Raw genomic sequence first — 13,673 nt, 5'->3', positions numbered from 1 at the left:
TTTGGTCGGGGTAAAAGATTCAAACTGGGACGAAAACAATGGGATTAATTCGTTGGTTGATAAATTTGGTGAAACAGAGGCAAAAGGTTGCAGGGGAAAAATCTTGGGAACAGGTAAACCAACAGGTGATTGCACTTTATCAGCAAGGTATGTTCTATGCAGCAGCAGTAATTGCCGAACAAGCTTTAGATTTGGCATTGTGTCTTTACCAGGGGGATCATCGTAATGTGGCAAACAGTTTGAACAACTTGGCATTACTTTACGATTCCCAAGGCAGATATAGTGAAGCGGAACCCGTTTACCAACAAGCACTAGCAATGTGGCAGCGCCTGTTTGAGGGGGATCATCCCAATGTGGCAACCAGTTTGAACAATTTGGCAGGACTTTACAATTCCCAAGGCAGATACAGTGAAGCAGAACCCCTTTACCAACAAGCATTGGCGATGTTTCAGCGCCTGTTTGAAGGCGATCATCCCAATGTGGCACTAAGTTGGAATAATTTGGCATTACTTTACAATTCCCAAGGCAGATATAGTGAAGCAGAACCACTTTACCAACAAGCACTTAGGATGTGGCAGCGCCTGTTTGGGGGCGATCATCCCGATGTGGCACTAAGTTTGAACAATTTGGCAGGACTTTACAATTCCCAAGGCAGATATAGTGAAGCAGAACCCGTTTACCAACAAGCACTTAGGATGTGGCAGCGCCTATTTGAGGGCGATCATCCCGATGTGGCACTAAGTTTGAACAATTTGGCAGGACTTTACTATTCTCAAGGCAAATACAGTGAAGCTGAACCCCTATACCAACAAGCGCTGGGGATGTGGCAGCGCCTATTTGAGGGCGATCATCCTAATGTAGCAACCAGTTTGAATAGTTTGGCATTACTTTACAATTCCCAAGGCAGATACAGTGAAGCTGAACCCCTTTTGCAACAAGCATTGGCGATGAGACAGCGCCTATTTGAGGGCGATCATCCCGATGTGGCAGCCAGTTTGAACACTTTGGCATTACTTTACAATTCCCAGGGCAGATATAGTGAAGCAGAACCCCTTCACCAACAAGCACTTAGAATGTGGCAGCACCTGTTTGGGGGCGATTATCCTGATGTGGCACTAAGTTTGAACAATTTGGCAGAACTTTACCAATATCAAGGCAGATACAGCGAAGCGGAGTCCTTGTTGGCACAAGGACTGGCGATGACACAGCGCTTATTTGAGGGCGATCATCCCTATGTGGCAAAAAGTTTGAACAATTTGGCATTACTTTACGATTCCCAAGGCAAATACAGCGAAGCGGAGTCCTTGTGTCAACAAGCATTGGCGATGATACAGCACCTATTTGAGGGCGATCATCCCGATGTGGCAGCCAGTTTGAACACTTTGGCATTACTTTACAATTCCCAAGGCAAATACAGCGAAGCGGAGTCCTTGTGTCAACAAGGACTGGCGATGATACAGCGCTTATTTGAGGGCGATCATAGTAGTGTGGCAGCCAGTTTAAATAATTTGGCAGTGCTTTACGGCTCCCAAGGCAGATACACTGAAGCGGAACCCCTGTTGCAACAAGCACTCGCGATGAGACAGCGGCTATTTAAGGGCGATCATCCCGATGTGGCAACCAGTTTGAACAGTTTGGCAATCTTGTTAGCACTCACCGATCGCCCTACGCAAGCACTAGAACTAATGCAGCAAGCAGCAAGAATGGAAGGGCGAATGATTCGCCGCCAGTTTGCTTACAGTTCCGAACACGATCGCTTCACCTATCTCGATACGATCAGAAATACATTAGAAACTTTACTCTCCCTCGTCTGGCGCTACCTTTCCGACTCCCCAGAAGCAGTGCAAATTGCCCTCGATGTAGTGCTGCAACGCAAGTCCCTCAGTGCTTCTGCCCTGGCTGCTTTCAACTATGCTTTATATAGCGGACGCTATCCCCATTTGCAAGAAGAATTTACTCAACTGCGCCGCCTGCAAGCAGAACTCGTTCATCTTACCTTCGATCCACCCCTCCCCGATCCAAAAGTTCCCGTAGAAACATACCAATCTCTGCGAAAAGCACATCAACAAAAGCTTGCCGAATTAGAAGCACAATGCCAACAATTAGAAAAGCAACTGGCATCCCAAGTCCCGGAAATTCAACTGCAAGAACAAGAATGCGATCGTCGCGCCGTCGCTTTGGAATTGCCGTCAGGTTCTACTTTAGTGGAATTTGTTCGCTTTCGTCTATTTGATTTTACTGCCCCAGAAAAAACGCGATGGCAAACTGCCCAATATGTAGCCTTTATCTTACCTGCCCAACAACCAGATGCGGTGCAGATGATTAAATTAGGAGAAGCAGAACCAATTGATAAGTTAATTCGAGTTTTTCGAGAAGCATCTGCAAAACCTGGTAACTTGCTAGGCGCAAGAAAAAAACAGCAAACTCCCGATGCAGATAACGCCACCGTCGGGGAAAAACTGCGTCAACAAATTTTCGATCCGATCTTGGCTGGGTTAAGAAACCCGGTTTCTTGGAGAAACCGGGTTTCTGAAGACTCACCGCCAAGAAACCCGGTTTTTCTAAAAAACCGGGTTTCTAAAGAACATTTCTTTATTGCACCTGATGGCGACTTAAATTTGCTGCCGTTTCAGATATTACCCATGCCAGAAACCGACAAGTTGCTGATGGATGAATACACTATTAGTTATTTGAGTGTCGGGCGAGATATCCTGCGGCGAAAAGTGGAAACAAACCGCCCTGTTTCCGATGCTTTGATTATCGCCAATCCTGATTTTAACTTAGCCGTTCGTAGTGAGGACTTCAGTCCTTCTTCTCCTCGTTCCCAGGTTCAACCTGGGAACGCATTCCGGGAGGTTCTACCTCCCCAATTATCAGCTTTAAGTTCTATTTTTCACCCCGTACCCGAAACAGGTTTTTTAGGCAAAAGAGTTGCCGAAAAACTCGGCGTTAAACCCTATCTGCAACAAGAAGCATTAGAACCTATCCTGACTAGCAGCAAATGTCCCCGCCTGTTGATGATTGCCACTCACGGTTACTTTGCCGAAGAAAATCAACCAGATTATCTAAATTTAATCGTTCAACTCCTCAACTCTGCCGAAGGTGACGAACTAGAAATCTTACGCAATAACCCCCAATTGCTAGATGATAAATTGCCCGAAATTATGGAAGATATCGCCAATTATCTAGCTGCCAACGATAACGAAAATAGCGCTAATAAGTTACGCAATTTCACCACCGAATTACCGAAAATCATCAAAGAATTAAACCCGAACAATGCCGAAAATCGCCTTACCACCGCGCCAGTGGAAAACCCGATGATGCGTTCAGGACTTGCCTTTGCGGGTGCGGAAACTTGGCTAAAAGGTGGCGAACTTCCAAAAGAAGCAGGCAAAGGTTTTCTGTTCGCCCAAGATATCATCGGTATCGATTTATGGGATAATGAAATCGCGATTTTAGTTGCTTGCGAAACAGCCATTGGTGATATCAAAAATGGTGAAGGCGTATTCGGTTTACGTCGCGCTTTTGCTGTCGCAGGAGCGAAAACTTTGGTAATGAGTTTGTGGTCAGTTCCCACGAAAGCAACTGTCCTCCTGATGGAGCGATTTTTTGATAATTTGCAGGGCGGTTTAAGACGGGTTGATGCCTTACAAGAAGCGCAAAATTATATTCGCAGAATTACTATCCAAGAATTGCAACAATTTTCTCTCGGTCGTGAGGTAATCGATGAACTTTTGACATTACAAATGTTATCAGAAAGTAGGCTATCTTGTCAAGAATTTAGACCGATCGAGCATCAATTTTTCTGGGGTGCTTGGGTATGTCAGGGAGAGACAACTGAGTTGAAATAAAGGTACGTAGTTGCGCTTTAGCGCCAAATAAGAGCGCTGAAGCGCAACTACGTACCTCAAAATCGCGTTATGGGGGTGGTTTGTCAGGAAAAAACAACTGAGTTGAAATATTAAAGGTTTGTCAGCTTATCAAAAGGGAGGTTTCATCACGCTCGATCGCTACAAATGGTAAAATATTTAAAATCCCATCTAGGGTGTGCAAGAGTGGATGAAAAAGCTCCCAATAATAGTGATAGCAGTGAGTCTTCGCAAAAAAGATGTGAGTATTTTGGAGAGTTCATTTCTCCAGATCCTAAAAATCCTTTTAAGACTTGCGCTTATAGATGCAAAGGATATGGCGCTTTAGCCACTTTTCCTTGGCCAAAAGATAAGCCTTGTCCTCCCTCCTTCGATGAAAACTTTCCAGGGCCATAAATTTGTAAACTGAAAAGGTAAAAACAAAATGTCAGATTTAGAAAAAGGTTTAGCTGCTTTTTACTCCCAAGATTACACCACAGCACTTAGCTTATTAAAACCAATTGCAGATGAAGGAAATGCAGAAGCGCAATGTGCGATCGCAAATATGTACCATTTAGGATTGGGTGTAGAGAAAAATATCTTAGAAGCGATCGAATGGTACGTGAAATCCTCGGAGCGAGGTTATGGTGTCGCTTCCAACAACTTAGGTGGAATTTATCTTACGGGTGATGAAGGTGTTACCGCCGATCGAACAGAAGCAGATAAATGGTTCCAAAAAGCTAGAGAGCAAGGATTTTTACATACTCCTCTCGCAAGTGACTATTTAAAGCTTGCTGGCGTTGCATAAGTGCGATCGCATAAATTACCCATGAATATTGATGTTTCGATCCGTGTCAATCTTGTGTTGCCTGAAGTAAATTATTTAAGAATCGAATTTGGGTTTTTACCTTGCCTTAACAAGTGAGCAGCGGTATTATGTACTCCAAAATTGTCTCCAAGTTGCGCTCCTAATGTGCCGTGAAGATAGAGTATTCCTAGTAGAAGAATACCTGCTATTAAATAGCTCCAATGTACCTCTTTAGCAGCACTTTTGCGCGAATGGTAACGCTGAAATCCTCTCCAAACAGTCATGGCGACGATAATTGCTAGGAGAAAAACCCCTCCCAGTCCGTGCAGCAACATGGTTGGCCCTGCGCCTAATCCCCAATCGCTTTTAATATTAGTTGGTGGGTCTGCTAAGATTAGTTCAAAAAATCCGGCTGCGACTGTGAAAAAAGTAACGATCGCAGCAGCTACCAAGTTATACCAACCAACATCGAAAAACCCTTGCCGAATTGCAGTTAAACCCAAAAAATTGAAGATTGGCTTTTCTAATGCGAACAACATCCCCGCGATATCGAAAATAATGGCAATAATCAATAAACCAAGCGTAAAATGTACCAAGTTTGGATGAATTGGTATTTCATAAGGTAGTCTATTAGCACCAATTTTTAATCCTAACTGGTCTATTAGTTGCTGTACGAGTTCCGCGTTCACTATAATACTCCCTGTTTTGTTGCTTCCACAACTGGTTCAATATGTAACCCGTAAACCCAAACTAATTCTGTTCCCAAATAAGTTTGGAAAAATACCAATAAGCTTAAAAAGGTAGCAGCACCCAGGTAAACTGGCGGTATTTTCAACGGATCGCGGTTGCGAATTACAAAGCGCCATGCGGTAATAGCAACTAAGATTGCTGACAGCGACCAACCAGTAATTGTATGCAAGTTTAAAGTTGGCTTAACCGCATCGTAAGGATCTGCTAAACCTGCTTCAAATTGACCGAAAATGACAGCGAAAAAAATAGCGATCGCAGCGACAACCAAATTCCAAAAGCTTACCTCGAACAAACGATGTCTGCGCGTAAAATATCCGACTACATCACAGAAGAAGGAAAAAAATACCATCGCAATGATGAAATGAACGATGATGGGATGGATGGGATCTGGGTACGGTAAATTTTCGTTATTAAGAGGCAAAATAGACATTCGTTTATCCTTAAATATTAGCCAGAATAAAAGAAATTAGGCCACGCTTTTCCTCAAACGTTCTTTCAGAGCATCTCGAATATTAATTTTTAGTATTTATCTAAAACTCTAAAATTTATATCTGCCTAAAGATGGAATTGCTTTAAAAATAGCTATCAACTTTTTGGCAGCGCTGCTATGCGTAATATCATGTCCGGTAGCATCGGTTGCACAAAAAATTGCTTCTTATCTGCGTTCATCCGCGTTTATCTGTCTTCATCTGCGGTAAAATTTTAACCCCTGATTCCCACAGATAATCTTTCGCATCATTCTTAAACTACCGATGCAACCGGACACGATATAACTTATTACTAAGGGAACAGCTAAATTTCATCATAATTTCATTTTTTGATGAAACGTTAATTTATCAGCGATCGCTCCTATATCCTTGAGATGATGCGAAAGATTGTTGAAGGTGAATATATTATGATTATTGAAGTAAAAGCTAAAAGCCAAAAGCACGATTATGAGTAATTTAGTTTATCAAACTTTAATCGTAGGTGGTGGATTTACTGGTTTATTTACAGCTTTACATTTAAGCCATCAACATTATCCGCGCTCTGTAATTTTGATCGACAAAGAGGAACGCTTTTGCTTTAAACCGTTACTCTATGAATATGTTAGCGGCGAAATGGATGCGGAACAAGTTTGGCCGCGTTTTGAGGAACTGTTGAAAGGTAGCGGGATTATTTTTGTACGAGATGCAGTTGAGGCGATCGATCTTAAGCAAAGAGAAGTTAAATTAGTTTCTGGAAATAGTTATAATTATAGTAATTTAGTCTTGGGTTTAGGCAGCGTTACGGGATATTTTGGTGTAGAAGGAGCGCAAGAAAACGCTCTACCTTTGCGGACGGGAGAAGATGCGATCGCGATCGATAAACATCTGCGTGAATGCCTGCAAACAGCCATTCAAATTCAAGATCCAGAACAAAGAAAGAAATTGCTAACTGTAGCGATTATTGGCGGTGGGCCTTCTGGGGTTGAAATAGCAGCAACTCTCGCCGATTTACTCCCTAATTGGTATCAAGGAATGGGAGGAAACCCGCAAGAGATTCGGATTGTTATTATTAATCACGGTCAAGAAATTCTCCAAGGAGACATTAATAGTCATTTGCAGTCAACTGCGGAACAGGAATTACAAAAACGCGCTGTACCAGTGGAAATAATTTTAGGTGCAGAAGCTACCGCTATTAATAAAGAATCAGTACAGTATAAGCGCGACGACAAAACAGAAACTTTACCAACTGCAACGGTAATTTGGACAACGGGAACTAACACTCATCCACTGATTAAAAAGTTAGAAATACCAGACGAACATCGCGATAAACACGGTCGTCTTGTCGTTACTCCTACATTACAGTTACCGGATTTTCCCGAAGTTTTTGCAGGTGGTGATTGTGCTGCGGTTGAAGACAAAGATTTTCCGCCCACAGCACAAGTAGCTTATCAGCAAGGAAGTGCGATCGCTCACAATTTAATCGCTTTAGCTTTCGGTCACGAACTCAAACCTGTAGAAGTTAATATCAGGGGAACATTGCTTAAATTAGGAATAGAAAATAGCGTGGCGAATTTGTTTAATCGGTATGAAGTTACAGGTGAAATCGGTCATTTAATTCGTCAAGGCACTTATCTAGAATTATTACCAACGCCAATTCACGATTTGAAGATTACAACTGAATGGTTAAAGGATGAAATCTTTACTCACCACTTATATCCAATTCAAGCTGGTGATGTAATTAAATGGGTTGGTGGTGCGGTATTAGCTGCTGTTGTGGCAAGGAAATTAATCAAGGCATTTAGTGAAGGAGAGAAAGAACAAAAATCTCAATTGCCCCTGCTTCAAAATAGTTAGTATCACTTAGAGGCGTTACAGGAAAACTTTTTTATAATTTTAAACATTTACTGCCAAATGACTATGAAAAACATTTATTTTATTGATGCGCCCTTAGACGCCCCCTTGCCTTTAAACAATAAAAATTTACCCAATTCTCGTACTATACCAAGTCAAACACCTGCGCCTAGTTCAATTTCAGCAGATACTCACGATCCGCTGATTGCTTCTGATTGGCAAACTTTATTGCATATCGTTCTATTTTTAATGGCTGTGGCGATTATTATTACGATCGGCTATTTTAGTAAAAAGATAGAATATGCTATTCTTTTTGCTTTATTTGTAAGCGCGATCGCATTTGTATTTCTGTTCGCTCATTAAAGCTTTATATAATTTGCTCGGACAGCACATATATTGGCTGCATTGTAGCTTAATCGTAAGTATTGAGTTGCTGAATCAGCTTTGCTACTAACGCTGTCCAACCTGTTTGATGACTTGCACCCAAACCCGCACCATTATCACCGTGAAAGTATTCGTAAAATAAAATTAAATCGCGCCAATGAGGGTCTTGCTGAAACTTTTCTATTCCTCCATAAACAGGTCTTTTCCCATTGCTATCTCGTAAGAAAATTTGGGTTAGCCGTTGCGATATCTCTGCGGCAACTTCCCAAAGATTCAGCAGATTTCCCGAACCTGTCGGACATTCAACTTTAAAATCATCACCGAAATAGTGATGGTATTTCTGTAAAGATTCAATTAATAAAAAGTTGAGAGGAAACCAAACTGGGCCGCGCCAATTAGAATTACCGCCAAATTGCTCTGTAGTAGACTCTGCTGGCTCGTAATCTATTTGATATTGGCTATTATCCCAATTAAAAATAAATGGATTTTTTAAATGATACCGAGATAGAGAACGAATCCCATAATGAGATAAAAATTCATTTTCATCTAATAGTCGTTTTAATACTATTGCCAACCCTTCAGGGCTGGTAATTGAAAGCAACCTGCGTTCGCCTACGCCTTTAACTTCCATACTGGCAACATTTTTAGCTAACTGAGGACGACTCTTCAAAAACCAATCTATTTGCTCTTTAAAACCAGGTACTATTTCTAATAGTTCTGGTTCTAAAGTATCAACTGCAAATAGGGGCGTTAATCCTACCATCGAATGAATTTTGAGTAAAAATTCTTGCCCATTCGGTAAAGTTAAAGCGTCATAGTAAAAATTATCTTCCTTATCCCAAAGAGCAATATCGTTATGACCGACATGGTTAATAGAATCAGCAATATACATAAAGTGTTCAAAAAACTTTAATGCCATATCTGCATAAGCAGGATCTTCTCGCGATAATTCCAGCGCAATAGCCAGCATATTTAATGCAAACATTCCCATCCAAGCCGTACCATCAGCTTGCTCTAAATAACCACCCGTCGGTAAGGTTTTACTGCGATCGAATACTCCTATATTATCTAATCCTAAAAACCCGCCTTGGAAAAGATTTTGACCTTGGGGGTCTTTCCTATTTACCCACCAGATAAAATTAAGCATAAGTCGGTGAAACATCCGTTCTAGGAAATCGCGATCGCCATTACCTGCACGTTTCTCTTCAATCTTATAAACTCGCCACGCCGCCCATGCTTGTACGGGGGGATTTACATCACTAAATGCCCATTCATAAGCTGGCAATTGACCATTTGGGTGCATATACCACTCGCGAGTTAATAATAATAATTGGTTTTTAGCAAAATTAGAATCTATTACTGCCATCACCACGCAATGAAAAGCTAAATCCCATGCAGCAAACCAAGGATATTCCCATTTATCTGGCATCGAAATAACTTCTTCTGCATATAGCGATCGCCAATTATGATTGCGACCGTTCAAACGCTGTATGGGTGGTGTTGGTTCTGCTTTATCTCCTGTTAACCAATTTTCTACATCATAATGATAAAACTGCTTATTCCACAACAATCCGGCAAATGCTTGTCTGTGGATATTGCGCGAATCTTCATCAAGATTTGGTGTAATTGATTCGTAAAATTCATCGGCTTCTTGTTGGCGTTGAATTAATACATTTTCAAAGTCGCGATCGAAAGGATTATCGAGATATCGATCGACAAACCGCAGTTTAATAATAGCGGTTTCTCCGCCAGCAATTTCTAAGTGATACCAAGCGGCTGCTTTGGTACCAACTTGAGCGGGATTTACAGCCTCTTGATTTTTATGAATAACCAATTGATCGAAGGAATCTTTTACATAAGGAGAAGGATTAGGAGTACCGTAGATGCGATAGTAGTTGGTTTCATTTTCCGTAAAAATTAACGGCGGATTGTTTTCGCAAAAAAGATAGCGATCGCCATATTTTTGATTGTAAGCTTTCATCACTCCATCGGCTACTTTGGCTATTTGGCATTCTTTATCCTTACCCGTCCAAGACCAAGTATTCCTAAACCATAAAGTTGGTAATAAATCTATCGTTGCTGTTTCCAAACCGCGATTAGTAATACTGATGCGAATGCAAATATCTTCAGGAGATGCTTTCGCATATTCAGCCATTACATCAAAATAACGATTATCATCAAAAATGCCCGTATCTAGCAACTCAAATTCGGGATCGTATTTACTTCGTTTAGCATTTTCATCTATTAATCGCTGATAGGGAAATTCTTGTTGCGGATATTTATACAGCCAGCGCATATAAGAATGAGTAGGCGTATTATCAAGATAAAAATAATATTCTTTAACATCCTCGCCGTGATTTCCCTGGCTGTTAGTAAGCCCAAATAATCTTTCTTTTAAAATTGGATCTTTGCCATTCCATAAAGCTAAAGCAAAACAAATTTCACCGTGACGATCGCAAAACCCAGCTAATCCATCTTCTCCCCACCGATAAGCACGCGATCGCGCACGATCGTGTGGGAAATATTCCCAAGCATTCCCGTAAGGTGAATAATCTTCGCGCACTGTTCCCCATTGGCGATCGCTTAAATACGAACCCCAACGATTCCAATGCGCTTTTAATTCGGTATTTTCTTGGATGCGTTGTTGTTCGGCGTTCATTTTATACTCCTTAACAGACTGTTTACGTTAATCGTGGAAGAGCGCTAGACTTGGGAGTAAAGACGTTGTATGCAACATCTCTACTCATTCAAATTAGTAGATTTAGGATGATCCGCGATCGATTGTTCTTCAGAAACTACTGGCGGATTAAATTCATCAAAGATAGTAACTAAAACTGCGGCGGCGGGAACTGCTAACAACACTCCAGTAAATCCTAATAATTCTCCTAAGCAAAGAAAGGAAAGAATTACCATAACTGGGTGCAACTTTACCCTTTGAGCCATGACTATTGGCTGGACTATATGAGCATCTAATTGATTGATGATAAAGAATAGTCCCAATACAAGTATTGCCTTTGTGGGTGAAATTGTCAGTGCAACAAGTGCTGGTAAAATAGCACCTAAAATTGCACCTACATAAGGAATAATTTCTAAAACACCAGCTAAAAAGCCAAAAGAAACTGGCAAGGGTACGCGCAGCACTAAAAGTCCAATAGTAGCTCCTATGCCAATAATTAGCATCGCTAATACTGTCCCAAAAATCCAACCTTGAAGCCTAATATTTATTGCTTCAATTAATCTTCTAGCTCTTTGGTGATGGCGGCGGGGTACGAGCCTGAGTATTCCTTTAATTAAATTATCAGGATCGTAAGTCATATATATGGCTAAAATTAGGGTAGCTATCGTGTTTATAGATAAATCTAAAGTATTTGTCAATAGAAGAGAAGCTAAACCAACTAGGCGATCGATAATATTCCTTAATTGGGCTAATCCTTGGGATAAATCGGGAACCAAGCTAACATTCTGATGAATTCTTTGCGATAATTTTATTAATGAATTTAAATAATTCGGTAAGGCTAAACTTAAAACTTGCGCTTCTGTAAATAAATTAGGAATAACTATTAAAGCTAAAAATAATCCCAAACTTACTACTATCGATACTAGCATTACTACCGCTAACCAACGTATTTTCACTAACTTTTGAAATAATTGTAAAGTAGTCCGTAAAACTAACCCTACCAGCGCAGCAACAGCAAATAATTCTAATACAGGTAAGAGCCTATACAGAATATAAAGTACAGCCGCTAGGATTACCGCTAATGGCGCACCATTAGTTAGCTGTTCCCATACACCGTTTCCAGGCTTCAACTTTGTCATTATCCTAAGTATTGTTGGCTAAATGGCTAATAAACTTCATTTTTAACATAATTTGATAGAGGTTAACATCTGTTTCAAGTAAGCAAGCATGACCGCTATGGGGAAGAATTACGACTTCAGCATTCGGTAAGTCTCGCTGTAAGCGTTTAGCTTCGGGTACGGATGGTAATAAGCGATCGCCCTGACTGGCGATTAATAACACAGGCTTATAAAATTGCTGCAATTCTTTTGAACTAATATGAAAATGTCGCATCATTGATAAACGCTGTACGGAGTTTTCTATTTGTACAGAACGTACTGATTTGAATAATATTTGACGATTTTCAGGTGTCATTCTACCTAATGAAGCTAAAAAAGGTAAAAATCCAATTGAAGTAATTTGATAAAGCCATTCTGGTAGCAAGCGACTGATTAAAGAACCCCAATGAATCCAAGGACGGCGATTAAATGACGAAGCTGGATTAACTAAAACAACTTTTTCAAATAGATTTGGTGCTGCTACCATTAGTTTTAAAGCTAAACAACCGCCAAATGATTCGCCACACAAATAAATTGACGAGCTTACTAAGGGCTTTAATTGAGATTGAATTAAATCGATCGCTGTCTTAGTAAGCTCATCCCAATCGCATAAAAAAGCAGGCGGAATTATTAAAGAACGGACATCAAACCCTACTTCTAAACCTGCTGTTTGCAAGCGAGATAATACAACAGATTCATCCATCCCCGGCAGAAATACTAAAATTGGATAACCAAAATTAGTTGCTGACGAGTTTAAAAAATAAGGACGATCGGGTTTTTCGGACATCCAAATTTATCCCCCAGTAGCAAAACCCGGATACAAAGTCATACCGCCATCTACAAATATGGTTGCGCCATTGATGTAATCTGAATCATCAGAAGCTAACCAAGCTGCTACTTTACCGATATCTTCAGGTTCGCCAACTCGTTTTTGCGGAATGAGTGTAAGCAATTTTGCTTCTGCTTCTGGCGTACTCCAAGCGGATTTATTAATATCAGTTTTAATTGCCCCAGGCGCAATGCTATTAACGCGAATTTTTTGGGGTGCTAATTCTTGGGCAATACTTCGCATCATCATATTAATACCGCCTTTGCTAGCAGCATAATTAACATGACCAGCCCAAGGAATTACTTCATGTACCGAACTAATAAAAATAATCTTTCCGGCAGCTGAGGAAATATCCGGTTTTACTCCGCGTCGAACAAACTCTTTTGCAGCTTCTCTCGCACATAAAAAGTAACCCGTGAGATTTATGCCGATAACAGTATTCCACTGCTGCAAAGTCATTTCTAAAAATGGTGCATCTTTTTGCAATCCAGCATTATTTACTAAGATATCGATCGTGCCGAATTGTTTGTACATTTGGCTAAACATTGCCTGCACTTCATCTTCTTTGCTAACATCAGCTTGAATTGCGATCGCTTCTCCCTTGTCAGCCTTAATATCATCGAGAATGTTATCAGCATTTTCTGGGTGTGAGTGATAATTAATCGCTACAGATGCTCCCGCTTTGGCTAAAGCACGCACGATTGCTTCGCCAATACCAGAACTTCCACCTGTTACTAATGCTTTTTGACCTTTGAGTAAGTAAAGAGAAAAACTCATAATCTTAGTTATTGCGATTGATATGCTTGTAATCTGGCTTTTAATTGAGCAATTTCTTGAGGCATATCTAAGTGTTTATCTGCGATCAATTTTTCTTAGATTTCTCGTGGCAACATTATAGGTAA

At 40.7% G+C, this 13,673-nt stretch carries 10 protein-coding genes; 4 read left to right on the top strand and 6 right to left on the bottom strand.

The features are described 5' to 3' along the window. The first annotated feature begins 38 nt into the window (after positions 1–38). Together ACE1CD_RS14525 and ACE1CD_RS14520 are read left to right on the top strand one after the other, a co-directional pair. On the top strand, positions 39–3,851 hold the full coding sequence (locus tag ACE1CD_RS14525) for a tetratricopeptide repeat protein (RefSeq protein WP_374825008.1): 3,813 nt from the start codon (positions 39–41) through the stop codon (positions 3,849–3,851). Positions 3,852–4,293: 442 nt separating this feature from the next. Continuing rightward, positions 4,294–4,656 (top strand): tetratricopeptide repeat protein, encoded by a 363-nt coding sequence (locus ACE1CD_RS14520; protein ID WP_374795459.1) that lies wholly within the window; start codon positions 4,294–4,296, stop codon positions 4,654–4,656. Between the two features lie 71 nt (positions 4,657–4,727). Here ACE1CD_RS14520 and ACE1CD_RS14515 read toward each other — a convergent pair whose 3' ends face one another. Together ACE1CD_RS14515 and ACE1CD_RS14510 are read right to left on the bottom strand one after the other, a co-directional pair. Next, complete coding sequence (locus ACE1CD_RS14515) at positions 4,728–5,345, bottom strand: DUF2231 domain-containing protein (RefSeq protein WP_374825005.1); 618 nt, start codon at positions 5,343–5,345, stop codon at positions 4,728–4,730. Continuing rightward, positions 5,345–5,836 carry a DUF2231 domain-containing protein gene (locus ACE1CD_RS14510; protein ID WP_374825002.1) on the bottom strand — a complete coding sequence of 164 codons (492 nt, stop codon included), beginning with the start codon at positions 5,834–5,836 and terminating at the stop codon, positions 5,345–5,347. Before ACE1CD_RS14510 ends, ACE1CD_RS14515 begins: the two co-directional genes overlap by 1 nt. A 505-nt stretch (positions 5,837–6,341) precedes the next feature. Between ACE1CD_RS14510 and ACE1CD_RS14505 the strand changes: the two genes are divergently transcribed. Beyond that, entirely contained in the window at positions 6,342–7,727 is a 1,386-nt protein-coding gene (locus ACE1CD_RS14505) for an NAD(P)/FAD-dependent oxidoreductase (protein WP_374824999.1), read from the top strand. 63 nt (positions 7,728–7,790) lie between these two features. Next, positions 7,791–8,087 (top strand): hypothetical protein, encoded by a 297-nt coding sequence (locus ACE1CD_RS14500; RefSeq protein WP_374795455.1) that lies wholly within the window; start codon positions 7,791–7,793, stop codon positions 8,085–8,087. A gap of 49 nt (positions 8,088–8,136) precedes the next feature. On the opposite strand, the gene ACE1CD_RS14495 is transcribed toward ACE1CD_RS14500, so the two are convergent. From ACE1CD_RS14495 to ACE1CD_RS14480, 4 genes are all read right to left on the bottom strand, one after another. Beyond that, the gene (locus ACE1CD_RS14495) at positions 8,137–10,767 is read right to left on the bottom strand and encodes a glucosidase (protein ID WP_374824996.1); all 2,631 of its coding nucleotides are present in this window, start codon (positions 10,765–10,767) and stop codon (positions 8,137–8,139) included. Between the two features lie 80 nt (positions 10,768–10,847). After that, on the bottom strand, positions 10,848–11,924 hold the full coding sequence (locus ACE1CD_RS14490) for an AI-2E family transporter (protein ID WP_374795453.1): 1,077 nt from the start codon (positions 11,922–11,924) through the stop codon (positions 10,848–10,850). Between the two features lie 4 nt (positions 11,925–11,928). Further along, a complete protein-coding gene (locus ACE1CD_RS14485; protein ID WP_374824993.1) occupies positions 11,929–12,729 on the bottom strand; it encodes an alpha/beta fold hydrolase in 801 nt (266 codons plus the stop codon). A gap of 6 nt (positions 12,730–12,735) precedes the next feature. Next, positions 12,736–13,548, bottom strand: coding sequence for an SDR family oxidoreductase (locus ACE1CD_RS14480; RefSeq protein ID WP_374824990.1), 813 nt, complete (start codon positions 13,546–13,548; stop codon positions 12,736–12,738). Between the last annotated feature and the right edge of the window lie 125 nt (positions 13,549–13,673).

It is taken from the genome of Aerosakkonema sp. BLCC-F183, from assembly GCF_041929145.1.
Taxonomy (GTDB): Bacteria; Cyanobacteriota; Cyanobacteriia; order Cyanobacteriales; family Aerosakkonemataceae; genus Aerosakkonema.
Note: the sequence above shows the minus strand (reverse complement) of the source record. Positions and strands in the feature narration are given on the sequence as shown.